26 protein-coding genes are annotated in these 23,505 nt (G+C 73.7%); 14 read left to right on the top strand and 12 right to left on the bottom strand.

What is annotated here, in order from left to right:
* The first annotated feature begins 48 nt into the window (after positions 1-48).
* From ACFV9H_RS08265 to ACFV9H_RS08255, 3 genes are all read left to right on the top strand, one after another.
* A complete protein-coding gene (locus tag ACFV9H_RS08265) occupies positions 49-261 on the top strand; it encodes a hypothetical protein (RefSeq protein WP_385395010.1) in 213 nt (70 codons plus the stop codon).
* Positions 262-317: 56 nt separating this feature from the next.
* A complete protein-coding gene (locus ACFV9H_RS08260; RefSeq protein WP_385395007.1) occupies positions 318-1,616 on the top strand; it encodes an SGNH/GDSL hydrolase family protein in 1,299 nt (432 codons plus the stop codon).
* Positions 1,617-1,725: 109 nt separating this feature from the next.
* Positions 1,726-3,243, top strand: a complete 1,518-nt coding sequence (locus ACFV9H_RS08255; protein WP_385395004.1) for a condensation domain-containing protein — start codon at positions 1,726-1,728, stop codon at positions 3,241-3,243.
* Between the two features lie 21 nt (positions 3,244-3,264).
* Here the strand turns inward: ACFV9H_RS08255 and ACFV9H_RS08250 are convergent, their stop codons facing one another.
* Together ACFV9H_RS08250 and ACFV9H_RS08245 are read right to left on the bottom strand one after the other, a co-directional pair.
* Positions 3,265-4,497 carry an RNA polymerase sigma factor gene (locus ACFV9H_RS08250; RefSeq protein WP_385395002.1) on the bottom strand — a complete coding sequence of 411 codons (1,233 nt, stop codon included), beginning with the start codon at positions 4,495-4,497 and terminating at the stop codon, positions 3,265-3,267.
* Between the two features lie 82 nt (positions 4,498-4,579).
* Positions 4,580-4,936 (bottom strand): YciI family protein, encoded by a 357-nt coding sequence (locus ACFV9H_RS08245; protein WP_385394999.1) that lies wholly within the window; start codon positions 4,934-4,936, stop codon positions 4,580-4,582.
* 183 nt (positions 4,937-5,119) lie between these two features.
* Here ACFV9H_RS08245 and ACFV9H_RS08240 point away from each other — a divergent pair, with 183 nt between their 5' ends.
* Positions 5,120-5,494: a hypothetical protein gene (locus ACFV9H_RS08240; protein WP_385394997.1), complete on the top strand. Its 375-nt coding sequence runs from the start codon at positions 5,120-5,122 to the stop codon at positions 5,492-5,494.
* A 38-nt stretch (positions 5,495-5,532) separates the two neighbouring features.
* On the opposite strand, the gene ACFV9H_RS08235 is transcribed toward ACFV9H_RS08240, so the two are convergent.
* Positions 5,533-5,802 (bottom strand): hypothetical protein, encoded by a 270-nt coding sequence (locus tag ACFV9H_RS08235; RefSeq protein ID WP_385394994.1) that lies wholly within the window; start codon positions 5,800-5,802, stop codon positions 5,533-5,535.
* Positions 5,803-5,898: 96 nt separating this feature from the next.
* On the opposite strand from ACFV9H_RS08235, the gene ACFV9H_RS08230 reads away from it, so the two are divergent.
* The 3 genes from ACFV9H_RS08230 (at position 5,899) to ACFV9H_RS08220 (ending at position 7,251) form a co-directional block, all read left to right on the top strand.
* Positions 5,899-6,237, top strand: coding sequence for a thioredoxin family protein (locus ACFV9H_RS08230; protein ID WP_385394992.1), 339 nt, complete (start codon positions 5,899-5,901; stop codon positions 6,235-6,237).
* 100 nt (positions 6,238-6,337) lie between these two features.
* Positions 6,338-6,691, top strand: coding sequence for a DUF1304 domain-containing protein (locus ACFV9H_RS08225; protein ID WP_385394990.1), 354 nt, complete (start codon positions 6,338-6,340; stop codon positions 6,689-6,691).
* Positions 6,688-7,251, top strand: a complete 564-nt coding sequence (locus ACFV9H_RS08220) for a TetR/AcrR family transcriptional regulator (RefSeq protein WP_385394987.1) — start codon at positions 6,688-6,690, stop codon at positions 7,249-7,251. The genes ACFV9H_RS08225 and ACFV9H_RS08220 overlap by 4 nt, the downstream gene beginning before the upstream one ends.
* On the opposite strand, the gene ACFV9H_RS08215 is transcribed toward ACFV9H_RS08220, so the two are convergent.
* Both ACFV9H_RS08215 and ACFV9H_RS08210 read right to left on the bottom strand, forming a co-directional pair.
* A complete protein-coding gene (locus tag ACFV9H_RS08215; RefSeq protein WP_385394984.1) occupies positions 7,248-7,784 on the bottom strand; it encodes an AAA family ATPase in 537 nt (178 codons plus the stop codon). The two genes, ACFV9H_RS08220 and ACFV9H_RS08215, sit on opposite strands and share 4 nt — an antisense overlap.
* Before the next feature lie 124 nt (positions 7,785-7,908).
* Entirely contained in the window at positions 7,909-8,115 is a 207-nt protein-coding gene (locus ACFV9H_RS08210; protein WP_385394981.1) for a cold-shock protein, read from the bottom strand.
* Between the two features lie 189 nt (positions 8,116-8,304).
* Here ACFV9H_RS08210 and ACFV9H_RS08205 point away from each other — a divergent pair, with 189 nt between their 5' ends.
* A complete protein-coding gene (locus ACFV9H_RS08205; RefSeq protein ID WP_385394978.1) occupies positions 8,305-9,327 on the top strand; it encodes an isopenicillin N synthase family dioxygenase in 1,023 nt (340 codons plus the stop codon).
* Here ACFV9H_RS08205 and ACFV9H_RS08200 read toward each other — a convergent pair.
* Positions 9,245-9,613 (bottom strand): HGxxPAAW family protein, encoded by a 369-nt coding sequence (locus ACFV9H_RS08200; protein WP_385394976.1) that lies wholly within the window; start codon positions 9,611-9,613, stop codon positions 9,245-9,247. The two genes, ACFV9H_RS08205 and ACFV9H_RS08200, sit on opposite strands and share 83 nt — an antisense overlap.
* 90 nt (positions 9,614-9,703) lie before the next feature.
* Between ACFV9H_RS08200 and ACFV9H_RS08195 the strand changes: the two genes are divergently transcribed.
* Both ACFV9H_RS08195 and ACFV9H_RS08190 read left to right on the top strand, forming a co-directional pair.
* The gene (locus ACFV9H_RS08195) at positions 9,704-10,237 is read left to right on the top strand and encodes a MarR family winged helix-turn-helix transcriptional regulator (protein WP_385394974.1); all 534 of its coding nucleotides are present in this window, start codon (positions 9,704-9,706) and stop codon (positions 10,235-10,237) included.
* A 70-nt stretch (positions 10,238-10,307) separates the two neighbouring features.
* The gene (locus tag ACFV9H_RS08190) at positions 10,308-11,795 is read left to right on the top strand and encodes a DEAD/DEAH box helicase (protein WP_385394971.1); all 1,488 of its coding nucleotides are present in this window, start codon (positions 10,308-10,310) and stop codon (positions 11,793-11,795) included.
* Between the two features lie 60 nt (positions 11,796-11,855).
* On the opposite strand, the gene ACFV9H_RS08185 is transcribed toward ACFV9H_RS08190, so the two are convergent.
* The 5 genes from ACFV9H_RS08185 to ACFV9H_RS08165 form a co-directional block, all read right to left on the bottom strand.
* A complete protein-coding gene (locus ACFV9H_RS08185) occupies positions 11,856-12,782 on the bottom strand; it encodes a class I SAM-dependent methyltransferase (RefSeq protein WP_385394968.1) in 927 nt (308 codons plus the stop codon).
* A gap of 129 nt (positions 12,783-12,911) precedes the next feature.
* A complete protein-coding gene (locus tag ACFV9H_RS08180) occupies positions 12,912-13,403 on the bottom strand; it encodes a hypothetical protein (RefSeq protein WP_385394965.1) in 492 nt (163 codons plus the stop codon).
* Positions 13,404-13,538: 135 nt separating this feature from the next.
* Positions 13,539-14,210 carry a GNAT family N-acetyltransferase gene (locus ACFV9H_RS08175; protein ID WP_385394963.1) on the bottom strand — a complete coding sequence of 224 codons (672 nt, stop codon included), beginning with the start codon at positions 14,208-14,210 and terminating at the stop codon, positions 13,539-13,541.
* Positions 14,211-14,342: 132 nt separating this feature from the next.
* Positions 14,343-14,849, bottom strand: coding sequence for an SRPBCC family protein (locus tag ACFV9H_RS08170; RefSeq protein WP_385394960.1), 507 nt, complete (start codon positions 14,847-14,849; stop codon positions 14,343-14,345).
* An 89-nt stretch (positions 14,850-14,938) separates the two neighbouring features.
* Positions 14,939-15,958 (bottom strand): NUDIX domain-containing protein, encoded by a 1,020-nt coding sequence (locus tag ACFV9H_RS08165; protein ID WP_385394958.1) that lies wholly within the window; start codon positions 15,956-15,958, stop codon positions 14,939-14,941.
* 416 nt (positions 15,959-16,374) lie between these two features.
* On the opposite strand from ACFV9H_RS08165, the gene ACFV9H_RS08160 reads away from it, so the two are divergent.
* Positions 16,375-16,827 (top strand): hypothetical protein, encoded by a 453-nt coding sequence (locus tag ACFV9H_RS08160; RefSeq protein ID WP_385394956.1) that lies wholly within the window; start codon positions 16,375-16,377, stop codon positions 16,825-16,827.
* Between the two features lie 9 nt (positions 16,828-16,836).
* On the opposite strand, the gene ACFV9H_RS08155 is transcribed toward ACFV9H_RS08160, so the two are convergent.
* Positions 16,837-17,781, bottom strand: a complete 945-nt coding sequence (locus ACFV9H_RS08155; protein ID WP_385394954.1) for a helix-turn-helix transcriptional regulator — start codon at positions 17,779-17,781, stop codon at positions 16,837-16,839.
* Positions 17,782-17,859: 78 nt separating this feature from the next.
* On the opposite strand from ACFV9H_RS08155, the gene ACFV9H_RS08150 reads away from it, so the two are divergent.
* The 3 genes from ACFV9H_RS08150 (at position 17,860) to ACFV9H_RS08140 (ending at position 23,120) form a co-directional block, all read left to right on the top strand.
* Positions 17,860-18,468, top strand: coding sequence for a TIGR03086 family metal-binding protein (locus ACFV9H_RS08150; RefSeq protein WP_385394952.1), 609 nt, complete (start codon positions 17,860-17,862; stop codon positions 18,466-18,468).
* A gap of 72 nt (positions 18,469-18,540) precedes the next feature.
* Positions 18,541-20,316, top strand: coding sequence for an RNA ligase family protein (locus tag ACFV9H_RS08145; protein ID WP_385395288.1), 1,776 nt, complete (start codon positions 18,541-18,543; stop codon positions 20,314-20,316).
* A complete protein-coding gene (locus ACFV9H_RS08140; protein WP_385394951.1) occupies positions 20,316-23,120 on the top strand; it encodes a poly(A) polymerase in 2,805 nt (934 codons plus the stop codon). The genes ACFV9H_RS08145 and ACFV9H_RS08140 overlap by 1 nt, the downstream gene beginning before the upstream one ends.
* Positions 23,121-23,505: the final 385 nt, after the last annotated feature.

The raw sequence follows: 23,505 nt of genomic DNA, 5'->3' as shown, positions 1-23,505 counted from the left end.
GCAGGGAACGCTGTCCTCCGCCCCCGCTCCCCTGCGACCATCCGGGGCATGACGTCTCTCCTCGCACGCGCCGCCGCCCTCACCCTGCCCGCTGTCCTCCTCCTCGCACTGTCCGGCGAGCTCGGCCCGGCCTGGGCCGGCGCCGGCGCTCCGCAGGTGGTGGCGGGCAACTGCTCGCCTTGTTGGCCGTACGACGTCGCCCTGCCCGACGGCTGGAACGGGGACTACGGCCACGCCTACCGGGGCGTGGCCACGACGTAACCGGATCGGTTTCGTCACGGCTGTCACATTCGATCGCCGTCCCGGGTCAAAGGGGCATGAACGCGAAGACGATCGCCCTCGCCGTCCCGCTGGCCGCCGCGCTCCTCACAGCGACCGCCACCGCCCCCGCCTCCGCCGCGTACGGCGGTCCCTGGAGCAGCGCCTGGGGCACCTCCCCGCAGACGCCCACGCACACCCCCTGGTTCGCCAACTGGTCCGAGGAAGGCTTCGCCGACCAGTCCGTGCGCCAGGTGATCCGCGTCGGAGCCGGGGGATCGGAACTGCGCGTGCGGGTCACCAACCTCTACGGGAAGACCCCGCTCAAGCTGACCGGCGCCACGGTCGCCAGGACCGCCGGCGGGGCGGCCGTGCAGCCGGAATCGGTGCGGGCACTGCGCTTCGACGGGGCGCAGTCGGTCACGGTCCCGGCCGGCGGGCAGCTCTCCAGCGATGCGGTCGCGCTGCCCGTGAAGGCCTTCGAACAGCTCACCGTCACCTTCTACTTCGAGGGGCCCACCGGCCCGGCCACCTTCCACAACGTCGCCATGTCGCTGTCCTACCGGGCCACCGGGGACCACCGGCGCGACGCCGCGGCCGATGCGTTCGCCGCCGGCCCGCCGAGCCTCTCCTGGTCCTACCTGGCCGGGGTCGACGTGAAGAACGCCCGCCCGGGCGGAGCGGGCGACGCGGGCGGGTCCCGGAAGGCGGTCGTCGCCTTCGGTGACTCCCTCACCGACGGGTTCGGAGCCACTCCCGGCGCCGACCGCCGCTACCCCGACGAGCTCGCCAAGCGCCTCGCCGCGGAGGGTCGTTCGAGGCCCGTGCTCAACGCGGGCATCGGCGGGAACAAGGTGCTGAACGACTCGGACTGCTTCGGCGAGAGCGCACTGTCCCGTTTCCGGCGCGACGCGCTCGGCCGCCCCGACGTGGGCACCGTCGTCCTCCTGGAGGGCACCAACGACATCGTCCAGCCCGAGGGACCCCAGGACCACTGCACCGCGGGCAGCCCGAAGGTCACCGCCGAGGAGATCATCGCCGGCTACCGACAGCTCATCCGCGAGGCCCACACCCGCGGTGTCAGGGTCATCGGCGCCACCATCCCGCCCTTCCACGGCTCGAAGTACTGGACCGAGCGCGGCGAGGACGTCCGTACGGCGGTCAACCACTGGATCCGCACCGGTGGCGCGTACGACGGCGTCGTGGACTTCGACCGGGTGCTGGCGGCGCCCGCCGACCCGGCGCGCCCCAAGGAGGTCAAGGTCAAGGAGGAGTACGTCCTCGAAATGGACCACCTGCACATGAAGGACGCCGGGTACAAGGCGATGGCCGACGCCTTCGATCTGAACTCCCTCTGACCGACGTCCCGAATGCCGGACCCGACCCCGGGCGGGTGATTTCGTCACCTCCCCGGGCCGGGGGTCGTTAGCGCCTCGGGGTCGGCTCGGGGGCGAAGGGATGACGGTTATGCGGCAGTTTCCTCTGGAGATGCACCACGTGACACCCGGTCGGGTGGTCGAGTGGCGACTCAAGTGCACGGCGACGGACGCGGAGGCGGACCTCCGGGCGGACGTGCGGGCGCAGGCCGACGACCAGGACGTCCGAGCGGGCCGGAAGGCGTCGTTCAACCAGGACAAGCACTTCACGGTCGCCGAGGAAAGCAGGGCCGCCGACGACCCGGTCGCCTCGTGGATCGCGGTCACCTTCGAGGTGTCGGGTCCGCTCGACGAACCGGCCCTGGCGCAGGCGCTGCTGGCCTTCGTCCAGCGGCACGAGGTGCTGAGGTGCGCGTTCCGCAGGCTCGCCGGGGAGGTGGCGTGCGAGCCCTTCGACCCCGCCGAACTCGCCCTCGACGCCGAGCCCGTGGCCGCCTTCGACAGTTCCGACCTGTTGCGCGAGTTCCTCGTCGAGCGGTTCAAGCGGAGCATCGACACCCTCTCCTGGCCCCTGTTCATCATGGGCGCCGTGCTCCGCGAGGACTCCGCCACCGTCTACCTCGCCTTCGACCACATCGTGTGCGACGGCATGTCGATGCCGATCGTCGTCCACGAGGTGCTCACGGCCTACGAGGGCCTGTGTCGCGGCGAGGCGATCGCGCTGCCGCCCGCCCCGTCCTATCTCGACTTCGCCGACGAGCAGCGCCGCCGCTACCTCTCCATCGACGCCCGCGACCAACGCCTCGACTACTGGAAGTCCTTCATCGAGCGGGGTGGCGGCGAGTTCTTCCCCCGCTTCCCCCTCGACCTCGGTGTGGAGCCGGACCGGATGTACCCGATCGTGAACGAGGCATCCCAACTGCTCGACGCCTCCGACGCGGAGGTGTTCGAGAAGACCTGCCTGACGGTCGGCGGCAAGCCCTTCATGGGCGTGCTCGCCTCCGTCGCCGTGTGCCTCCGCGAGGCGGGCGGGCCCGGGGTCTACCGGGGTCTGATGCCGGTGAGCGAACGCGGCCGACAGACCTGGACGGACTCGGTGGGGTGGTTCGTCAACACGATGCCCATCGAGTTCGACGCCTCCCCCGGCCGGGACTTCGCCACGGTCATGGCCGGGGTCCGCGCCGGATTCGGCGAGATGATCGGCCACATCGACGTGCCGTTCGTCCGGGCGTGGGAGCTGCTGGCGCCCGAGGAGTTCGCGGCCCGCTCCTGGCCCTATCCCGTGAACTTCTTCTCGTACATCGACATGCGCAAGTGCCGCGGCGCCGAACGCCACGACGAGTGGCGGCCGACCACCCACGTGTGGTCGGCGCGGGCGAACGGGGCCTGCTCGTGGTTCCAGCGGGACGCGGACGGGCTGCACATGAACTCCCTGTACGTGGACACGCCGGCGGCCCGCCGCACCATGGGCGACTTCCAGGAGGCGTTGCGCCTGACGGTGCGGGAGATCGCCCGCGCGGGCGGATTCCGCCGACCCGTGGCGCTGACCCCGCCGCGGCGGCCCGCCCGCACTCCGCTCGACGTGGCCGCGTACGCCCGCCGCGGCTGAGGCGGTCGTACCGCGGGCGCTCTACGAGAGACGGGCCGCGCGGCCCAGCAGCAGGTCGCGCTCCCGCTCGTTGCGCGTGAGCGAGGCCGCCCGCTCGAACTCGGCACGGGCCTCCTCCGGCCGGCCGAGCCGCTCCAGCAGGTCTCCTCGTACGCTCGGCAGCAAGTGGTAGGCGCGCAGGGCGGGTTCCTCCGTCAGGGCGTCGACGAGCGGCAGCGCCGCCTCGGGCCCCTGGGCCATGGAGACGGCCACCGCGCGGTTGAGTTCCACCACGGGTGACGGGACGAGCAGGACGAGTCGGCCGTACAGTGCGGCGATCGTGGGCCAGTCGGTGTCCTCGTAGCGGACGGCCGCCGCGTGGCAGCCGGCGATCGCGGCCTGGAGGGCGTACGGGCCGCTTCCGGCGTGGCTCAGCGCCCGGACGCCCCGATGGACGAGCATGCGGTTCCACTTGGCCCGGTTCTGGTCCGCGAGCAGCACCGGTTCCCCGTCGGGGCCGGTGCGGGCGGTGATCCGGGAGGCCTGGAACTCCAGGAGCGCGGCGAGGCCGTGCGCCTCCGGTTCCTTGGGCATCAGGGCGGCGAGGAGGCGGGCGAGGCGCAGGGCGTCCTCGCACAGGGCGGGGCGGACGAGGTCGTCGCCCGCGGTGGCCGAGTAGCCCTCGTTGAAGACGAGGTAGATGACTTCGAGGACGGAGGCCAGTCGCGCCTCCCGGTCGGTCCCGTACGGGACCTCGAAGGGCACGCCCGCCGCGGCCAGGGTCCGCTTCGCCCGGACGATGCGCTGGGCGACGGTCGGCTCGGAGGACAGGAAGGCGCGGGCGATCTCCTGTGTCGTCAGTCCGCCCATCAGTCGCAGGGTGAGCGCGATCCGGGCGTCGGTGGCGAGGACGGGATGGCAGGCGGTGAAGATCAGCCGGAGCAGATCGTCGTCGATGTCGTCCGGGTCCGCCGGTTCGGCGGGCGGCGGGGCGTCCTCCAGGCTCCGGCCGACCTCGGCGAGCTTGCGCGCGTACGTCTCCTTGCGGCGGACGAGGTCGATCGCGCGGTTCTTGGCGGTGGCCATGAGCCAGGCGCCCGGCCTCTCCGGGACGCCCGACTCCGGCCACTGTTCGAGTGCGGCGACGAGGGCGTCCTGCGCGAGTTCCTCGGCGATGCCGACGTCCCGCACGATGCGGGCCACACCGGCGATGATGCGCGCGGACTCGATCCTGAACACCGCTTCGACCGCCCGGGCCGTATTCGCTGCCGTCACGGCCACCCATCAGAGCAGCCGTGACGAGGCAGGGCAAACGCGGCGCGGACGCCCGGGGCCGGAACCCCGGGGACCCGGCGGCTCACATCTCCTGGATCTCCCGGACCTCGGCGCTGACGTTCCAGTGCGTGGGGTGGATCTCCAGGAAGCGGCGGGTCCACTCCACGGCCTCGGCCTTGTCCTTGCACTGGGTGAGGGAGTAGCCGCCGACCACTTCCTTGGTCTCGGTGAAGGGGCCGTCGGTGTAGCTGATCTTCCCGCCGGACCAGCTGAGCCGGGTGCCCTCGGAGGTGGGGAGCAGGCCGGCGGTGTCGAGCATGACCCCGGCCTTGGTGATCTCCTCCAGGAGGGCGCCCATGCGCTGCTCGAAGTCCGCGGGGAACTCCTCGGGCGGCAGGTTCTGCTCGTCGATGCGGATCATCGTCAGGAAGCGCGGCATGGTGACTCCTCGGTCGGGAGGGCGGGGGCTCTCCCCGCCTCTCACCCCTGCGTCGAACGGGAGGGGCCCGGATCGACAGCTCCCCGAGAATTCTTCGAAGATTTTTCCCGAGGAGCCGAACGACACGGCCCTACTGGTGAGTAGGATCGCGGTCCCGACCGCCCCCGAGAGGACTCGACACCCATGCCCCGCCCGCTTTCCTCCCCGCTGCTGCTCGCGGGCCTCCTCGCCGGCGCGGCCGTCGCGCACGCCGCGGTGCCGAAGCAGTTCGACGCCATCGTCCCGCGCTCGCTGCCGGGCAGCCCGCGCCGGTGGACGTACGCGAGCGGCGCCGCCGAACTCGCCCTCGCCGCCGGGGTCGCCCATCCGCGCACCCGAAAGGCGGCGGCGATGGCGGCCGCCGCCTTCTTCGTCGGCGTGTTCCCGGCGAACGTCAAGATGGCCGCCGACGCCCGCCACCGCTCCCCCGCACTGCGGGCCGTGGCCTACGGCCGACTGCCGCTCCAGCTGCCGTTGGTGCTGTGGGCCAGGAACGTGAGCCGCGAGGCGGTGCGCTGACCCTCGCGCACGGCCGCACCGCCCGGCCCGGGGCGGCCTCAGCGGCTGTCGCCCACCCAGTCCCAGTGGCCCGGGTCCTGCGTGCGGCGGCGGTAGTGGGCGCGCCCGCCCGCCCCGTAGCGCCCTATCTCCGTCGGGAGCCGGGCCTCCTCCGCGAGCTGGGGCGCGCTCCAGCCGGTGATGTCGAGCAGGAGACCGTCGAGGGGTCCGCCCACGAGCTCGCCGTAGACATGGCCGGGTCGCGGGCCGGGGTCGGGGTCTTCGTGGTCGGCGCCGTAGACCCGGCGCCGGAGCATCCTGTCGTCCATGGCAATCAGCTTCACAGGCGCCACTGACAACGGGCGATGATGGTGGCCGGCCGCCTCCCCTGCCGAGGAGGCATCAGGGAGCGAGGAGCGGTACGCATGGCACGTCGGGTACACCAGCCACTGGAGGACCAGGAGTTCGACTTCGTCCTCTCCATGACGACGGGACCGGTCCTCGCCTACTTCTGCGGGTCCTGGCCGAAGGCCCTCGACGCCTGCCGCGCGATGGACGCGATCGTCGCCGAGCTGGCGGTGGAGTACGGGACGCGGTTCACCGCCGTCCGCACCGACATGACCCGCTGCCCAGGCCCGACCAGGCGTTACGGGGTGACCGGCGCCCCGACCGCCGTGCTCATCGAGGACGGCGAGGCGATCGCGACCCAGGCCGGTCCGATGACGCGCGAAGAGTTCCGGCAGTTCCTGGACGCCCACCTCTGAGCGGTTACACCTCCAGTGGAGGGTCGGCGGGTGAGTTCCTGTACAGTTGTCCAGGAAGTAGGGTCCCCTGATCCCTGGGCAATGAGAAACGGAGGCGGTCGTGGACACGGTCGCTCTGATACTGATCGGCCTCGTGGCCGCGCTGCACGCGTACTTCCTGGTCCTGGAGATGTTCCTGTGGCAGCGGCCGCCGGGCCGGGCACTGTCCGGCTTCGACGCGGACACCGCCCGCCTCACGGCGCCGCTCGCCGCGAACCAGGGGCTCTACAACGGGTTCCTCGCCGCGGGGCTGATCTGGGCGCTGGTCATCGACTCGCTCGCCACGCAGGTCTTCTTCCTCGTCTGCGTGATCGTCGCCGGGGTGTTCGGGGCCGTGACCGCCAACCGACGGATCCTCATCGCCCAGGCCCTGCCCGGCGCACTCGCGCTCGGCGCGGCCCTGGCGGCCGCGTGAGCCCGGAGGACCCGCGCACGGCCCGCACGAAGGCGCGGCTGCGCGAGAGTCTGCTCGCGGAGTGCGCGGACCGGCCGCTCGCCGAGGTCAGCGTCTCGGCGGTGGTCCGCCGCGCCGGGGTCGGTCGCGCCACGTTCTACCTGCATTACGACGACCTCCCCGCGCTCGCCGTGGACGCCTGCGCGGACGTGGTGCACGCGGCGGTCGACGCCCTGCACGCCTGGCAGACCGGGCCGGGATCACGAGCCCCGGTCCGGCCCCCGGAGGCATTGGCCGCCTTCTTCGCCGGCGCGGCCGGGCACGCCCCGCTCTACCGCACCCTGCTGCTCCCGGGCGGCGCGGGCCCCCTGGGCGACCGCCTCCACCTCGAGTTGCGGGCCCGCGCCCACGCCGAACGCACGGCGGTGGGCGCCCCGCACTCGGACCTCGTCGCCTCGGCGGTGGCCGCCGCGTTCACCGGTGTCCTGGCGGACTGGCTGCACGGGCACATCCCGGCGACGCCGCCCGAGCTGGCCGACCAGGTGTGGTCACTCCTGCTGGCCCTGCACCGAGCCGTCTAGACGGCCCCGTCACCGGACTCCGTTCCGAGCCCGGACTCGCGCATGATCCGGCCCACGGTCGCGTCGAGGGAGTGCTCGGCCGGGATGACGCTCTCCATCCCGCCCGGCAGCAGGTCCAGCGGGCGGTACCACTCCCGCAGCTCCGGCTCGCCGAAGGCGTCGGCCTCGGGTTTGGTCGCGTGCCGCCGCAGGGTCTCCTCGAACGGCACGTCGAGGTAGTAGAGGCGCGTGGAGCCCCGGTGGGCCCGCGTCAGGGCGTCGAGCATGGGGCCGTAGCGGTCCGCGTAGAGGATGCCCTCGACGATGACGTGGTAGCCGTGGTCGAGGGAGTAGCGGGCCACGGAGCCGATCAGCCCGATGTTCGCCGCGCCGGGGGTGTCGCGCTCGCGCAGGATCACGCGGCGCAGATTGTCCTGCGCGACCAGGGCGATGCCGCGGCCGTGGCGGGAGCGGATCTCCTGCGCGACCGAGGACTTGCCCGACGCGGAGTTGCCGCGCAGCACGATCAGTCTGGTGTCCGGGGTGCCCGTCATCACCCGGACGACGCTACCGGCCGGGACCGGGACCCGGTAGCGGGCGAAACGCGGAAGCCCCGCCGGGCGGGCCGGCGGGGCTCGGCTCACGGCGCGGGCTCAGGGCCCGCCCCGTGAAGCGGTACTACCCGATGGGAACCACCCGCTCGGCCTGGGGGCCCTTGGGGCCTTGGGTGACGTTGTACTCGACCCGCTGGTTCTCCTCCAGCGACTTGAAGCCGGTGGTCTCGATCGCGGAGAAGTGCACGAACACGTCGGGGCCGCCGTCGTCCTGCTGGATGAAACCGAACCCCTTCTCCGAGTTGAACCACTTCACGGTGCCTGTTGCCATCTGGCTGATCCTTCTCAACGTTCCACTGCGGGCCGCTGAACGCGGCCGTTTCGATCCTGCCCAACCGTCCCGCCCGGCACACGCCCAACGCGGCCAACCGGGGGCGTGCCGCGCAATCGAACTTCTGGCCGCCATGTCCGTGAAAAGAGGGAGAGCTCCTGCGGCAGACGCCTTCGAGAGGGGACGGACATGAGCGGGTTCGCGACGTTCCGCGTGCCGGAGCACGTGACCGGCACGGCGGCGGACGAGGCACTCGGCCGGGCCATGACCGCGGCCTGGCGGCGTGACGGAATCTTCCAGATCTCGGCCGACGCCGGGCAGCGGGCGCGGACCCGGGACGCGCTGGCGGCCAGTCGGCGGTTCTTCGCCCGGCCCCTGGCCGAGAAGGCGGCATGCGTCAACGACACCTCGTACAGCGGGTACATCGCAGCCGGGGAGGAGGTCACCGCCGGCGAACGGGACGCCTCGGAGATCTTCACGATCACCCCGGACCTGCCGGCGGCCGATCGCCGGCTGCCGTGCCACGGGCCGGTGCCTTGGCCCGATGCCGCGTACCGGTCGGCCATGGAGGCCCATCTCGCCGGGGTCGGATCCCTCGGCGAACGGCTGCTGCGGCTCGTGGCGCTAGGGCTGGGGCTCGGCCCGGCAGGCATCGACCGCCTCGCCGGGCTGACCCGCGACGGCTGGCACCACATGCGGGTGCTGCGCTTCCCGGCGGCCTCACGGACCACGGAGCGCGGGATCGGGGCGCACACCGACTACGGGCTGCTCGTGATCGCCGCGCAGGACGAGGTCGGCGGGCTGTTCGTGCGTCCGCCGATCGACGGCGAGCGCAGGCCCCGGAACTGGCTGCCGGGCGAGAGCTCGGCGGGCTTCGCCCAAGACTCCCCCGGCTGGACGTACGTGACGCCCGTCCCGGACGTCCTCACCGTGTTCCCGGGGGACATCCTGCAGTTCCTGACCGGCGGCGAGCTGCTGTCGACCCCGCACAAGGTGCGCCTCGCGGACCGGGAGCGGTACACGTTGGCCTATTTCCACGAGCCCCGCTTCGGCGCCCGGATCCGCCCCTTGAGCCCGGATCCGGAGGACTCCACGGTGATCCACTACGGGGAGCACTTCACCCGCATGTTCATGCGCTGCTATCCGCGGCGGGCAACGACGCGGCGGATCGAGGCCGAGGGGCTGATGCGAGGGCTCGCCGGGGTCCGCTGACCCGGCAGCCGACGCAGTCCGCGTGGCCGGCGTGCGCGCCGGTGTCGCGGACGCGCCAGTCCCATTCGCTCTCGGGGCGGGGGCCGCTGGGCTTGCCCCACCCCGCGAGGTGCAGCAGCCAGGTGACGAGCCCGGCCACGGCGACGAGACCGAGGCCGAGCCATATCCCGGGCGTCCAGGCCAGGCACACGGCGAGACCCGCTCCGGTACAGCCCAACAGGGCGAGGGCGGTACCGGTCCAGCCGGCCACCGTGTGGCCGAGGTCGACGTGACCGTGAGCGCTCATGGTTCTCCCTGGTCGAAGGGTCGGCAGTAGGCTCGGAGCAGGATCTTTTATCTCACGAGCTAAGTAACTTAGATGCTAAGGAGTATCTGCGTGCAGGGCAAGCCCCGCCCCGCGGCCACGGCCGGGGAGGCACTTTCGCGCATGGACCAGTACGTCGCCCTCGGAGTCATCGCCCAGCAGGAGGTGGCGCAGATGCTCGGGCTGAACGTCACCGACCTGACCTGCCTGGGCCACATCCTGGGCGCCGGGAACACCCCCCTCTCCGCCGGCGACCTCGGCCGGCTCACGAACCTCACCACCGGCGCCGTCACCGGGGTGCTCAACCGCCTGGAGCGCGCCGGATACGCGCGTCGCCAGGCCGACCCGGCCGACCGGCGCCGGGTCCGGGTGGTGGCCGACGCGGCGGCGAGTGCGCGGATCTTCGCCGTGTACCAGCCCTTCTACGACCGCCTCGGCGCGCTGTTCGCCGACTACACGCCCGACGAGGTCGCCGTGATCGCCGACTGGTTCGGCCGGGCCGCGGACGAGGTCCGCGGCCACCTGGCACAGGTGCGGTCCGGCGAACTGGCCGCCGGGCCGCCGCAAGGGGTGGCCCGCGGCCCCGCTGGTACCATGGGCGGTTGACCATCTTCTTTTTCCCTATGCCTTCCCCTCCTCTTTCCCGTCGCGCATTTCTTGCTTCGAAAGGTCCTGCATGAGGAACCCGTCAGCTCATGGCCGATTCGGTGTGAAGGGCGGTGCCAGGCCCGGTGCGAAGACCGCGGCCAAGGCCCCCCGGAGCGTCGGGCCGCAGGGTGAGTTCACGATGCACGAGCCGAAGGTGCCGGGGCTGGCGCCGGTGGCCTCGTTCTCCGAGCTGGACCTGCCCGCCGAGCTGGTGACCACCATGGCCGAGCTGGAGGTCAAGGAACCGTTCCCCATCCAGGCCGCGACGCTGCCCAACGCCCTCGCCGGTCGGGACGTCCTGGGCCGCGCGCGGACCGGCTCCGGCAAGACCCTCGCCTTCGGCCTGGCCCTGCTGGCCCGCACGGCGGGGCAGCAGGCCGACCCGAAGCGCCCGCTGGCGCTGGTCCTCGTACCGACGCGCGAGCTGGCGCAGCAGGTGACCGAGGCGCTGGACCCCTACGCCAAGGCCCTGAAGCTGCGGATGGCCACGGTGGTCGGCGGGCTGTCGATCGGTCGCCAGGTCAGCGCGCTGCGCACCGGCGCCGAGGTCGTGGTGGCCACCCCGGGGCGCCTCAGCGACCTGGTCGGGCGGCGTGACGTGCACCTGGAGCGGGTGCGGATCACCGTGCTCGACGAGGCCGACCAGATGTGCGACATGGGCTTCATGCCGCAGGTCACGGAGATCCTGGACCAAGTGCACCACGCGGGGCAGCGGATGCTGTTCTCGGCGACCCTGGACCGCAATGTGGACCAGCTGGTCCGCGGCTACCTGAAGGACCCGGTCGCGCACTCGGTGGACCCGCAGGCGGGCGCGGTGACCACGATGGACCACCACGTGCTGCACATCCACGCGGCCGACAAGTACTCGGCTGCGACCGAGATCGCGGCGCGCGACAACCGGGTGCTGATGTTCCTCGACACCAAGCACGGCGTCGACCAGTTCGTGAAGCACCTGCGGGCCATGGGCGTACGGGCGGAGGGCCTGCACAGCGGCAAGTCACAGCCGCAGCGCACCCGGACCCTGGCGCAGTTCAAGACGGGGGCCGTCACCGTCCTGGTCGCCACGAACGTCGCGGCGCGCGGCATCCACATCGACGACCTCGACCTCGTGGTCAACGTGGACCCGCCCGCGGACCACAAGGACTACCTGCACCGTGGCGGCCGTACCGCGCGGGCCGGCGAGTCCGGGCGGGTCGTCACCCTCGTCACCCCCAACCAGCGCCGGGACATGGTCCGGCTGATGTCGGACGCGCGGATCCGTCCGACGATCACTCAGGTGCGGTCCGGGGAGGCGGCGCTGAGTCGGATCACCGGGGCGAAGGCACCCTCCGGGGTTCCGCTGGCCGGCGCCGCGCCGACCGACGCCAAGGGCAGGCCTTCCGGCTCGGAGCTCGGCTTCCGCGGGATGGGCACCCGGCCGGGGCGTCCGGGCAAGGGCAAGGAGTCCCGCAAGACGCTGGAAGCCCGCCAGCAGGCCGAGGCCCGCCGGGCGGCCAGGGTGCGCAAGGGCATCTGAGCCGCGTACGCGGCGTACGCCGGACCTCGCGGGGGCGCGGTCCGGCGTACGCGGCGGCGGTCAGCCGCGCCGGCGGCGGCGCCAGGCGATGATCGCGCGGGTGACGACCGGCGGCAGCAGGTCCTTGGCGAGCTTGCGCCCGCGGGCACCCGGCCTTCGGGCGGGGGCGGTGGCAGCGGGGGCCGGCGCGGGCGCGGCGTGCAGCGGCTGCGGGAGCGCCGGCGGCCGGGCCCCGGCGTCCGAGATGTGCACGAGGGACCGGCCCGCGATCATGTCCACGCCGTAGCCGAGGTCCGAACGGCCGTCCAGCCAGTCCAGGAGGGCCTTCTGGTGCGCTTCCGGGTCGCCCCAGGTCGCGTAGAGCTTCATGTCGGAGGCGCAGATGGGGTTCAGCCCGCCCGAGACCACCGCCGACCAGACCGCGGCCGCGACCCCGGGACAGTGCGCGGAGCGGTAGTCGTCGAAGACCACCACGGCGCCGGGGGTCGCCACGAGCCGTGAGGACTCGATGTCCGTGACGACGTGCTCGTAGAGGTGGGACGCGTCGATATGGACGAACCGGCAGCTCGCCGGGCGCACCTCGGCGCCGACGACGGAGGTCGGGGCCTGGATGACGGTCGGCAGTGCCTCGTGGAAGGCCAGGTAGTTCGTCTCGAACCCGCGCCGGGTGAGGGTGGGGTACGACTGGCGGTTCTCCGCGAGGTTCAGCTCGTCCACGGCGGGCGAGTCGAAGAGGTCGCAGACGGTGAACTCCTCGCCCTCCCGCAGATAGCGGCCGAGGAAGATCGCGCTCTTCCCCATGAACACGCCCAGTTCCAGAAGGTCGCCCGACAGGGCGGCGCCGCTGTTCTGGCGGGTCAGGAACCAGTCGAAGAGCACCTGGTCGGAGGCCGAGAACCAGCCTTTGACCTCACCGTATGCGGTGGGTACGGGCAGGTCCTGCTCGCCGTCGGGGGTGCTGACGGGAGCATGCGAAACGTGCGACACGAAGAGTCATCCTCCAGCGGAGTGGCATCGATTCAACGCTGATACCCGGCCGGGTTAACGGCACCCTAGACGCCGAACAGACGTGTGACGAGACTCTCGGCACATTTGCGTGGAATCAATGGCGTCGGCTCACACGGAGGTCGCGGCCGCCGTACGGCGACTCAGACGGCCGGCGGCGGCGTTGCGGACGCGGCGGGTGCGGGCGGCGGCCGCGAGCAGGGCGAGGGCCTCGGCGGAGGCCGTCGACTGGGCGGCGGTGCGCTGGCACCAGTCCGAGGCGTGGGTGAGCTCCGCGTCGGACCAGGGCTCGCCGCGGGTGATGGCCTTGAGCAGGGTCCATTCGCGCAGCCGCCGCTCGGGGAAGGCCCGGCCGGCGAGCACACCGGTCAGGGCCTGAGCCCAGGCGGAGAACCCCTCGTCGACCAGGAGCCGCGCCGCACGCCGGTCCAGGTGGGTGACCACCGCACTCTCGGCCATCACCGGGTCGGGGTCGCGCAGCACGGCGGCCACCGCCGCGGCTTCGGCGCCCGCACCGCACGCCCCGGCCAGGGCCTCCAGGTGTCGGCCGTACCGCCAGTGCTCCGGTGACGTGCCGGCGCTGCCGCCGTCCGGGCGGCTCATCGCTTGAGGCCTTCGCGAACGTGCCCGGCCCTCGCACCCTCCGGCATGCCGATGGCGGGCCGCTGCTTCTTCATCCCTCTCCCCATGGCATCCATTCCACACGACCGCCAGGGGCGGCCGGCGGTCAGGGTGCCGCTACCGGTGCGCGGTGGCCTGGGCGGGGGCCAGCATCAGGGACTCGGCGCCGATCGGGCGGTAGCCGGCGGCCTGGAAGACGCGGATGCTGCGCGCGTTGCCGGTGGCCTGCTGGGACCAGACCGGTGCGCCGGCGGGGACGAGGTGGCGGGCGGCCACGGCCAGTTCGCGGCCCAGGCCCCGGTCGCGCACGCCCTCGTCCACCTCGATCGCCGCCTCCCAGCGGCCCGCGACGCCCCGGCCGAGGACCAGCACCCCGCCGTCCGCCGCCCAGACCCGTACGTCGTCGCGCCGGCCGAGGGCCCGTCGTACGCGGGGGTGGTCGGGGTCGTCGATCTCGCGCAGGTCGAGCGGGGGTTCGCCGGGCAGCGGGTCGGCGACCGTCAGCAGGTCGATCGTGTCGGTGCTGCGGCCCGTACGGTCGAGCAGCGCGGCCAGGAACCGGGCGTTCATGGTGGCGGCGAGCGCATCGGCGTCGACCGCGGCGAGGGTGGACCGCACCCAGTCCGGGTCCTCGTCGGTGAACACCACGGAGTGTGCCGTGAAGGCGATGACGCCCGCGTCGCGCCGGTTCTCCTGCGGAACCACGGTCGTCCCGCCGTCCGGGGGCGGGAAGCGCCCCGCCGCCGCAGCGTCCAGGATCTCCGCCAGCGTCCGTCCCCTGCCGCCCATGCCGCCCGTCACGCTCCCGATGTGTGGTGGGCACACATGATCTCAGCTAAGGGAAAGGACAGTTCGGCCGGGTCCGCCGGGCCGACGGGAGAGCCGGCCACGGGACGCGCGCCGGCCCTCCCCGCCCGCGGATCAGCTACCGCCACCGGACTCCTGCCCCGGTTCGGGCAGCGGGGCCCCGGTCTCCAGCAGGGTCTTGAGGCTCGACGCGAGCATCGGCCAGGCCCGCCCGCACATGCCGATCAGCGTGCCGCCCGGCTCGAAGCCCTCGTGGAGGATGGTCAGCCGGGCGAGGGTGTCGCCGACCGGCTCGATCTCGTACGTGACCTTCGTGCGCGGCGCCTCGGCCAGTTCGGCCCGCAACTCCTCGCCGATGCCGGCCGCGGCCGCCCACTGCGCGGTGAAGGTGTGCCAGGTGTAGGAGAGCATCCGGTCCGGGACGCAGCCGAGGACCACCTGCTCGGGGTCACTGGTACGGGCCCCGCGTTCGACCCAGTCCATCGGCGAGCCCACCGCCCAGTCGGTCTCGAAGCTCAGGCCCCAGTACCGGCGGGTGAAGGCGGGCTCGGTGAGGGCCTGCCAGACCCGGGCGGGATCGGCCTGGATGTACAGGGTGTAGGTGATCGCACTGTCGCTCATGGCCCCATGCTGCGGGACCGTGGACCGCGGACGTCGGATTTCCCGATCACGGCGGTGACGGAAACCGGCCGGGGCGGGCGCCCGCTGCCCTACCAGCGGGTGCCCGATTCCGGGAGTTCCGTGGGTGGGGTGCGGGTGGGAGCGGGAAGGGCCAGGCGAGTGCGGGCCGTGTGGACCGCGGCCAGCTCCTGGGCGCCCGCCGGGCCCCAGTCGCTCAGCTCGCGCACCTGTTCCGCGGTGGCCAGCAGACGGGCGTACGCCGGGTCCGCCGCCGGGGGGAGGGAGCCGAGGCGGGCCGCCGTGCGGACGTGGGCGCCCTGGTCGCCGTACCGGTAGCCGAGCGGGGCGGCGCCCGTGGTGGGCGCGCTCGTCAGGGGCGGGAGGTGGACGGCTCCGGTGGCCCGGGCGACCAGGATCAGGACCCTGCCGTCGGGGGCGAACAGCCAGCCGGAGCGGTCCCGTACCGGCAGGTGGGCGGGGACCGGGCCCGGATGCCAGGGGCCGCGCTGCGGGATCCGGCGGGTGCGGAGCACGCCGAGCCGGTCCAGGGCGGTGGGTGCGGTCGGTCTGCCGTCCTCCAGCAGGGCGGTGCCCGAGCCGTTGACGCGGGCGCGCAGGGCGGACAGGGCCCGGCGGGCGTCGCCCGCGTCCATCAGGGCGGGCAGATCGGCGGGCTCGGCGAAGTGGATGCCGGTCACCTCCTGGGCCGGGAGGCGGACGGAGTCGATCCGCTCCGGGGTCCAGGTACCGCCGTCGTAGACGTGCAGGATCTCCCCGGGGAACCGCATCTCGGGCGGAAAGCCGGGGGTGTCGGCGGGGATCCAGTCCACGGCGAGCCCGCGCCGGTAGTCGCCCTCGACGCCGAGCTCCTCCCACATCTCGCGGGCCGCAGCCGCCGAGGGCGACTCCCCCGCGTCCACGGCTCCGCCGGGCAGCAGCCGGTCGGCCCGGTAGTCGACGCTCTGGACGAGCACCCGTCCGTCGATGTCGGTGACCAGGACCACGGCCGCGGTCCACACGGCGGCGCGTGAGGCGCCGTACGCGGCGGGGGTCATCCAGGTGCCCGGTCGCGCCTGCGCCTCATCGGTCTGCTGCGACATCTGCGACATCGGGACTCCGTTCACCGTGGGTGGGCCGCCGGCTGTGCAACAGCTCGCGCGGCCCCCTGGTTACGGCGACTCCGAGGCAGGGACCGACCGAACCCCCTTTACCCTCCCCATACCTTCCATACCTCCTTATTACCGGGTTATGCGGACCCTGGTACGGTCTTCGAGCGGACTGGCGGCGTGAAACCCACCGGTCCGACCACGTGACCGGACGGAGGACTGCTCCCGTCCGGTGAGGACGTCGCCCCGGGCACCCATGTGCGCGGGGTCGACATGGACGGAATGATCCGGGCCGAGGCTCAGCCTCGCTCGGCGTGCGGCGAGCTGCGGGATGGGGACCCCCGCTCCACGCGGCCGGCGGGGCACTCGTACGGGTGATGGGTTCGGTTCGAGCGGCGCCGGTACGGCAGGGTGGGCGGATGCAGCTGCGCCGGGCCTTGCCCCTGACCCTTGCCGCGCTCCTCATGGCCACCGGATGCGTGACCGTGCACCCCGCCGCCCCGCCGGACCCGGCACGCCTCGCGCCCGCCGCGGCCCGCACGCAATCCCCGCTCCCGGCCGCCCCCGCTCTGCCGTTGGGAACCCTGCCCGCGGCGCCCGCGCCCGAGTCCGAGTCCGCTCCGCCGGTGCCCGCACGGCTCCCGGTGTCGGCCGCCGCCCGGCCGAACCGTCCGCCGCGGGCGAAGCCGGCCAAGCCCGCGAAGCCCCCGAGGGCCGCCAAGCCGGCGAAGCCCGCACCCGTGAAGCCCCGCAAACGGAAGCCCTCCCCCGTGAAGGCCCGGCCCGCACCGCTGCGGACGTACGACATGGCCCCGCTGTGCGCCGCGGCCAAGGGCACGGTGTCCCCGGACATCGTGGCCCTGTGTCGCTAGTGCTGTGCCCTACTCCCCGTACAGTCCGACGAGTTCGGCGCCCAGGCGGGCCAGCCATTCCCGTACCTCCGGCGGGTCCAGCACCTCCACGCGGTTCCCCAGCCCCGACAGATGGGCGGCCAGCGCCCTCGGTGCCGGGCCGTCGATCCAGATCTCGGTCCAGCCGTCGGGCAGCGGGTCCCCGACGCGCAGGCGGCCGCCGGAGAGCCGGGCCAGCCGGGGCAGCACCTCGGGGTCGACCCGCGCCCGGGCGGTCACCGCGTACAGCCGGTCCTCCATGGCTCCGGCCAGTTCCCGCCAGGCCGTGGCGAGGTCGAAGTCCGGTGGCCGGTGGGCCGGTTCGCCGGTCGGTTCGACCGAAGTGACCCGGCTGAGCCGAAAGGTCCGCAGCCCTTCCTCCGTACCGGCGACCAGGTACTCGATGCCCGCCTTGGCCACGAGCCCGAGCGGGTCGACCACGCGGACCCGGGCCGGTTTGCCCACGCCCGCGTACCCGAGCCGGATCCGCTCGCCCTCCACGGCGGCCCGCTGGAGCGCCGAGCGGTGCGGGCCGGCGGCCGTGACGGGGGTGCGCGCCCAGTCCGTGCCGTCGACGGCGGTGGCCCTGCCGGCGGCCTCGGCGTCGCCGCGGAGCGGGGCGGGCAGGGCCCGGACCAGCTTGCGCAGGACGGTGCGCAGTTCGGGAGTGGCGGCGAGCGGGCCCGTGATGAGGAACAGCGCCCGGATCTCCTCGGCGGTCAGGCCCGTGAGATTGGTGCGGGCGCCGCCGACCAGGGACCAGCCGCCGCCGCGCCCGCGTTGCGAGTAGACGGGGATGCCGGCCGCGGCCAGGGACTCCAGGTCGCGGCGCGCCGTCCGCTGCGACACGTCGAGTTCCGCGGCCACTTCGGCGACCGTGACGCGCCCCCGCTCCTGGAGGAAGAGCAGGGTGGCCACCAGCCGGTCAGCCTTCATGGGGGTCGTTTCGCATGGAGAGGATTCTCCCCGGAAAAGTGGCCAGAAGGTGGCCACTTTGGCCTCCAGGATGAGGTCATGACCGAAACCGAGCAGTTCACCGCACCCCTGTCCCCCGCCGTCGACACCCGTCCGGGTCTCGCGGCTGCGATCGCCCTGGCCGGGCGTACCCTGGCCGCCGTCCGGCCGGACCAGTACGACGCCCCCACCCCCTGCGGCGAGTTCGACGTCCGGCGGCTGTCGAGCCATCTCGTGGGCGTGCTGCGGCGGATCTCGGTGATCGGGCGGGGCGAGGACCCGTTCAGCGTCTCCTCCTTCGCCGACGAGCTCGCCGACGGCGAATGGGCGGCGGCCTGGGGTCCGGCCGCCGACGAGGCGGTGAAGGTGTGGGCGGATCCGGAGCTGCCGGCCCGGGAGCTGCGCCTGCCGATGGGCGTCATGCCGGGGGCGGTCGCCGCGGCCGTCTACACCAACGAGCTGACCCTGCACACCTGGGACCTGGCCACCGCGACCGGGCAGCGGCCGGACTGGGACACCGACCTGCTGGAGCGGCTGGTCGACGTCATGATCCGGACGCTGCCGGCCGAGACCCGCGGCGGCCGGATCCCGTACGGCGAGGTGGTTCCGGTACCGGCGGACGCTCCCGCCCTCGACCGGCTGGTGGCGTGGTCGGGCCGTCGCCCCTGAGTTATTCGATGGATGGGCCGGCTCCGCATACCTACAGTGACGAGGCACCACGTCGTCGAGCAGGAGCGGATCATGCGCACCCACTATCCCCGTACGCCGCATCTGCCCTGGTCCCCCGGGGCGGCGGCGGACGACGTCCGAGCCACCGGTCTCGCGGGGCTGGCCGGGCGCGAGGTCGTGGTGACCGAGAAGCTCGACGGCGAGAACACCACGCTGTACGCGGACGGCCTCCACGCGCGCTCGCTCGACTCGGCGCACCATCCCTCGCGCGCCTGGGTCAAGGGCCTCCAGGGCCGGATCGGTGCCGGGATACCTGACGGTTGGCGGGTGTGCGGGGAGAATCTGTACGCCCGCCACTCGATCCCGTACGAGGACCTCGACAGCTGGTTCTACGGGTTCTCGGTGTGGGACGGGGAGCACTGCCTGGACTGGGACCGGACCGTACGGTTCCTGCGCGGCCTGGGCGTGCCCACTCCGCGCGTGCTGTGGCGAGGCGTCTTCGACGAGCGCGCGCTGCGCAAGCTGCGGCTGGACACCGCGCGGCAGGAGGGGTACGTCGTGCGCACGGCGGACGGCTTCGCCCGCGAGGACTTCGGGCGGTGCGTGGCCAAGTGGGTGCGCGGTGGCCACGTACAGACCGACGCGCACTGGATGTTCGCGCAGGTGGTACCGAACGGGCTGGGTCCGGCGGCTCCGCTGTGGTCGGTGCGGTCGGGGGCGGAGGCCGATGTGGCGGGGTTGTGCGAAGCCATCGGGATGAGTGGCACCGATGGCGACGAGGTCGCCGAAGTGGCCGCCCGGATCGATGCGTCGGGGCGGACCGGGGACGAGCGGCTGGCCGGTGTGCTGGCCGCCGTGCTGCGCCGTGAGCCGCGCGCCCGGATCATGGCACGGCTCGCGGCGGGACCGCTGGGGATGCCGCTCGCGCGGCGGGTGGGCGACCTGGTGGGGCTGTATCCGTACCTCCAGCGGCCGTTCCCGGACGCGGAGCGGCGGGCCGGGCTGGTCCGGATGGCCGCCGCGGCCGATCTCGGGGTGCTGCACGCTCTCGCCGGAGTCCTGGCCGATGGCCAGGAGGCACGGGAGTGCGTGGAGTGGTCCGCGCTGTGGGCCGAGGAGACCGGGCTGCTCGGCGGCCCGGATCCGCTGGAGTCCTTGCGCGCCGCACTGCGGGAGCCCTTCGCAGGACTGGACGCGGACGCGGCCGACCGCTGCTGGGCGGAGGCTCGGCGCGCGTTCGGACAGGGCAGGATCGCGGGCACGCGCCTCGGCTGGGGTCCCGGTGTCAGCTGCATCGTCGTCGAGGAGGCGGTGGCGGCGACGTGGAAGTGGCGCGAGGGAACGTTCCCCCGGCTGGTGCAGCTCAGCGGGCCTTCGGGCAGCGGGAAGAGCACCTTCGGCCGCGCCCTGCCGGGCGTGGACGCCTACGTCAGCCTTGACGATCTGCGCACCGCCCGGGGTTCCCGCGCGGACCAGCGGGCCAACGCGGAGGTGCTGGGCGAGGGCCTTGACCGGCTCGACGCGGCGCTGGCCCGCGGCGGCACCGTGGTGTGGGACGCCACCTCGCTCACCGACCAGCAGCGCGGACTGGCCGGCTCGGTCGCGCGGCGCCGGGACGCGCTGGTGACGCATGCCGTGCTGCTGGTCGACGAGAAGGAGCTGCTGCGCCGCAACTCCGTGCGCCCGCACCCGGTGCCGGGCCAGGTTCTCACCTCGCAGTCGCACCGGTTCAGCCCGCCGTATCCCGGCCAGGCGCACCGTACCTGGTACGTCGGCGCGGACGGAAAGGTCGCCGACACGGCGGGCGTCCTGGCCGCGGCGTCACACACGGAGAGCGGGGACTTCTGATGCGCACCAGCGAGGAGCTCTACCACCAGGTCCGCTGGGACCCCCGGTTCGACCCGGCGCGGTTCGTGCTCGGTCTGCTGCAGCGCGGGGCCGCGCCGAAGCGGGTCCCGCTGCCGTCCTTCGTGCCCGGCGGGGACATCCCCTGGCACCGGGTGCTGTTCGTCGAGGCGGACGGCGAGCTGGTGTGGGACCGGGCCTCCGGCACGGACCGGATCGACGTCACCCGGGCGGGCCGGGTCCGCGACCCGCGTCTGCTGCGCGCGCCGTTCTTCACCGCCCGCACCCCGCACGCGTGGGATCCGGCGGGCGGCGCCTGGCGGCCGGCCGAGGCCCGGAGCGCGGCGGACTCCCCCGCCACCGTGCGGCTGCTCACCTGGAACACCCTCTGGGACCGCTACGACTCCCCGCGCATCGCCACCGCCCGGCGCAGGCCGCTGCTGCTGGCCGAGCTGGCGGCCGCCGATGCCGATGTCATCGCCCTCCAGGAGGTGGAGCCCGAGCTGCTCGGCATGCTGCTGGCGGCGGAGTGGGTGCGCGCCGAGTACACCGTGGACACGGATCCGCGCGGCCGCGACGTCGCCGAGTGCGGGCTGCTGCTGCTGAGCCGGCTGCCGGTACGGGAGGCGGGGCTGCACATGCTGGGCCCGCACAAGGCGGTCAGCGCCGTCAGGGTGGACACAGCGGGCGGCCCTCTGGTCGTCGCCGCCACCCACCTGACCAGTGACCACACCGAGCGCGGGGACCTCCGGCGCGAGACCGAACTGGCCCGACTCGCCGAAGGGTTGGGCGGGATCGACGCCGAGGTGGCACTGCTGGGCGACTTCAACGACGGCCGCTCCGGGGCCGAGGGGCCCGCGGCCGCGCTCGGGATGCGGGACGCGTGGAACGACGTACACGGGGCAGCGGACGACACGCCGACCTTTGACCCGGTGGCCAATCCCCTCGCCGCCGTTGGCTCCCTGACCGGGCGGTCCTCCCGGCTGGACCGGATCCTGCTGGGCACCGCCGGAGCGAGGGTGACCCGGGCGGCACTGCGCGGCGACTCGCCGGATCCCGAGGGCCTGTTCGCCTCCGACCACTACGGGGTGGAGGCGACGCTGGAGTTCGGGGCCGGCGGGCCCGCACGTCTCGACGTACCCGCGACGGCGCGCACGGCAGTGGCCTGGCTACCACCGCAACTCCCGGACGCCGTCGACACATTGCGCAGGGAACACGACCCGCAGGCCGATCGGTGGCCCGCACGCGTGAACCTGCTGTTCGGCTTCGTACCGGAATCCTCCTTCACCGAGGCCCTGCCCCTGCTCGCCGAAGTGGCCGCCGGGACAAGCCCGTTCGACGCCCTCCTCCAGGGCGTGTACGAGTTCGGGCACCGCGAGGACGCCACGCTCTGGCTGGACCCGGCCGCCGCCGGTGACGCGCCGTGGCAGGATCTGCGGCGCGCCCTGACGGAGCGGTTCCCGGGCTGCCGGGGCCGCGCCGAGGGCTACACCCCGCACCTCACGCTGGGCCGCAGCCGCGATCCCCGCCGAGCCGCCGGGGAGTTCACCGCCCGGCTCGGCGGCGGGATGTCCGCGCGGGTCGGGGAGCTGGCCGTGCTCTCCCGACGCGGGGACGGACCCATGCGCGTGCGCGCCACCGTGACCCTGGGGACCGGTGAGGTGCGGTGGATGCCGGAGCCGGAGTACGAGCCCGCAACCGAGGGCGACGCCGAGCGGGTGACGGCACGCCTGCGGGCAGCCCTGGGCGACGCCCGGCTGCACGTCGCCGGATCCCGCCGCATGGGCTGCGCGCTGCCCGGGGCCGACCTGGACCTGGTGGCGGCCCTGTCGGGACCCGGCGACATGACCGAGCTCCGGGACCGCGTGGCGGCAGCACTTCCGGAGGCCCTCCGGCTGCGCGAGGTGACGGGGGCGCGGGTGCCGGGGCTGCGGTTCCGCGTCGGGGCGCTGGACGTGGACCTGGTGGCCGTCGCCACCGGCGCCGACGACCCGGCGCACGCGGTGACGCGTCGCGCCGAACTGGGCGAGGCGGCGGCCCTCGCACTGAGCGCGGTGAGCGACGCCGACACGCTACGGGACTTCGTGGGCCCGGAGCACGCGGCATTCGCCGGGCTCGCCAAGCAGGTGAAGGCATGGGCCCGGGCCCGAGGTCTGGACTCCGCGCCGTTCGGCGGTCTGCCGGGGCTGGCCTGGTCGGTGCTGGCGGCGCGCACGGTCCGGGAAGCCACCGACCGCTCCCCCGACACCCTGCTCCTGGACTTCTTCGGCACCTGGGCCGCCTGGGACTGGCGCGACCCGATCGCCCTGTCCCCCTCCACGCCCCTTTCACCCCCGGCCCCGGTCACGGTACTGACCCCGTCCCACCCTCTGCGCAGTTGCACCGCCCAGGTGGGTCCCGGCATGCGGGAGCTGCTGGTCCGGGAACTGTACGAGGCGTGGGAGCTCCTCGCCACCCACCCCTCGGCCTCCACCACCGCCCCGCCGGCACTCCACCGCAGGCACGCCGCGTGGGCGGTGGTAACCGTACGGACGGCTCCGAACGGAGACTTCGAGGAGACCCTGGGCCGCATGCGCGGCAGGCTGCGGGCGCTCCTCGCCGCCCTGGAGGAGGCCGGGGTCGCGGAGGCCCACGCCTGGCCCCGCCCGTTCGAGTCCGCCCCGGGCCTGGCCCGCTACGCGATCGGCCTCGGCTCCACTCCCCCCGACACGACGCGGCTCGCCGCTGTGACCGCACCGTGGGCACGGGGCCTGCCGGGTGTCGAGGTCACCCGAGCGTCGTGCGGCGACGTCCCGGACCTGCGCTGAGCCGACTCCGCCGGGGTCGGGTGCGCGGTGGGGCGTCCCGCAGGGCGCGGACCGCCTCCGCCGGGGACGGGCGTGCGTCGGGGCGTCCCCGCAGGACCCCGCCCGCACCGCCGGTGCTGGGTGCGAGCCGGCATGCCCCCCCAGGACCCCGCCCGCACCGCCGATGCTGGGTGCGCGCCGGCATGCCCCCGCAGGACCCCGCCCGCACCGCCGGTGCCGGGTGCGCGCCGGCATGTCCCCGCAGGACCCCGCCCGCACCGCCGATGCTGGGTGCGCGCCGGCATGCCCCCGCAGGACCCGGCCCGCACCGCCGGGGTCGGGTGTGCGTCGGGGCGTCCCCGCAGGGCGTCGAACGCAACCACCCTCGGCCCTCCGACCCCTGGAA

This window comes from Streptomyces sp. NPDC059874, assembly GCF_042731135.1.
Lineage (GTDB): Bacteria > Actinomycetota > Actinomycetes > Streptomycetales > Streptomycetaceae > Streptomyces.
This window is presented reverse-complemented; position numbering and strand designations above follow the sequence as displayed.

Bases quoted from the DNA above. Each gene is read 5' to 3' on its own strand.
- ACFV9H_RS08245 (WP_385394999.1), bottom strand. From the start codon at position 4,936: ATGCCGCGCTTCCTGACGATGATCCGCATCGACGAGCAGAACCTGCCG.
- ACFV9H_RS08265 (WP_385395010.1), top strand. From the start codon at position 49: ATGACGTCTCTCCTCGCACGCGCCGCCGCCCTCACCCTGCCCGCTGTC.
- ACFV9H_RS08190 (WP_385394971.1), top strand. From the start codon at position 10,308: ATGAGGAACCCGTCAGCTCATGGCCGATTCGGTGTGAAGGGCGGTGCC.
- ACFV9H_RS08230 (WP_385394992.1), top strand. From the start codon at position 5,899: ATGGCACGTCGGGTACACCAGCCACTGGAGGACCAGGAGTTCGACTTC.
- ACFV9H_RS08215 (WP_385394984.1), bottom strand. From the start codon at position 7,784: ATGACGGGCACCCCGGACACCAGACTGATCGTGCTGCGCGGCAACTCC.
- ACFV9H_RS08255 (WP_385395004.1), top strand. From the start codon at position 1,726: ATGCGGCAGTTTCCTCTGGAGATGCACCACGTGACACCCGGTCGGGTG.
- ACFV9H_RS08145 (WP_385395288.1), top strand. From the start codon at position 18,541: ATGCGCACCCACTATCCCCGTACGCCGCATCTGCCCTGGTCCCCCGGG.
- ACFV9H_RS08140 (WP_385394951.1), top strand. From the start codon at position 20,316: ATGCGCACCAGCGAGGAGCTCTACCACCAGGTCCGCTGGGACCCCCGG.
- ACFV9H_RS08155 (WP_385394954.1), bottom strand. From the start codon at position 17,781: ATGAAGGCTGACCGGCTGGTGGCCACCCTGCTCTTCCTCCAGGAGCGG.
- ACFV9H_RS08260 (WP_385395007.1), top strand. From the start codon at position 318: ATGAACGCGAAGACGATCGCCCTCGCCGTCCCGCTGGCCGCCGCGCTC.
- ACFV9H_RS08180 (WP_385394965.1), bottom strand. From the start codon at position 13,403: ATGAGCCGCCCGGACGGCGGCAGCGCCGGCACGTCACCGGAGCACTGG.
- ACFV9H_RS08240 (WP_385394997.1), top strand. From the start codon at position 5,120: ATGCCCCGCCCGCTTTCCTCCCCGCTGCTGCTCGCGGGCCTCCTCGCC.
- ACFV9H_RS08170 (WP_385394960.1), bottom strand. From the start codon at position 14,849: ATGAGCGACAGTGCGATCACCTACACCCTGTACATCCAGGCCGATCCC.
- ACFV9H_RS08165 (WP_385394958.1), bottom strand. From the start codon at position 15,958: ATGTCGCAGATGTCGCAGCAGACCGATGAGGCGCAGGCGCGACCGGGC.
- ACFV9H_RS08175 (WP_385394963.1), bottom strand. From the start codon at position 14,210: ATGGGCGGCAGGGGACGGACGCTGGCGGAGATCCTGGACGCTGCGGCG.
- ACFV9H_RS08210 (WP_385394981.1), bottom strand. From the start codon at position 8,115: ATGGCAACAGGCACCGTGAAGTGGTTCAACTCGGAGAAGGGGTTCGGT.
- ACFV9H_RS08160 (WP_385394956.1), top strand. From the start codon at position 16,375: ATGCAGCTGCGCCGGGCCTTGCCCCTGACCCTTGCCGCGCTCCTCATG.
- ACFV9H_RS08150 (WP_385394952.1), top strand. From the start codon at position 17,860: ATGACCGAAACCGAGCAGTTCACCGCACCCCTGTCCCCCGCCGTCGAC.
- ACFV9H_RS08205 (WP_385394978.1), top strand. From the start codon at position 8,305: ATGAGCGGGTTCGCGACGTTCCGCGTGCCGGAGCACGTGACCGGCACG.
- ACFV9H_RS08235 (WP_385394994.1), bottom strand. From the start codon at position 5,802: ATGGACGACAGGATGCTCCGGCGCCGGGTCTACGGCGCCGACCACGAA.
- ACFV9H_RS08200 (WP_385394976.1), bottom strand. From the start codon at position 9,613: ATGAGCGCTCACGGTCACGTCGACCTCGGCCACACGGTGGCCGGCTGG.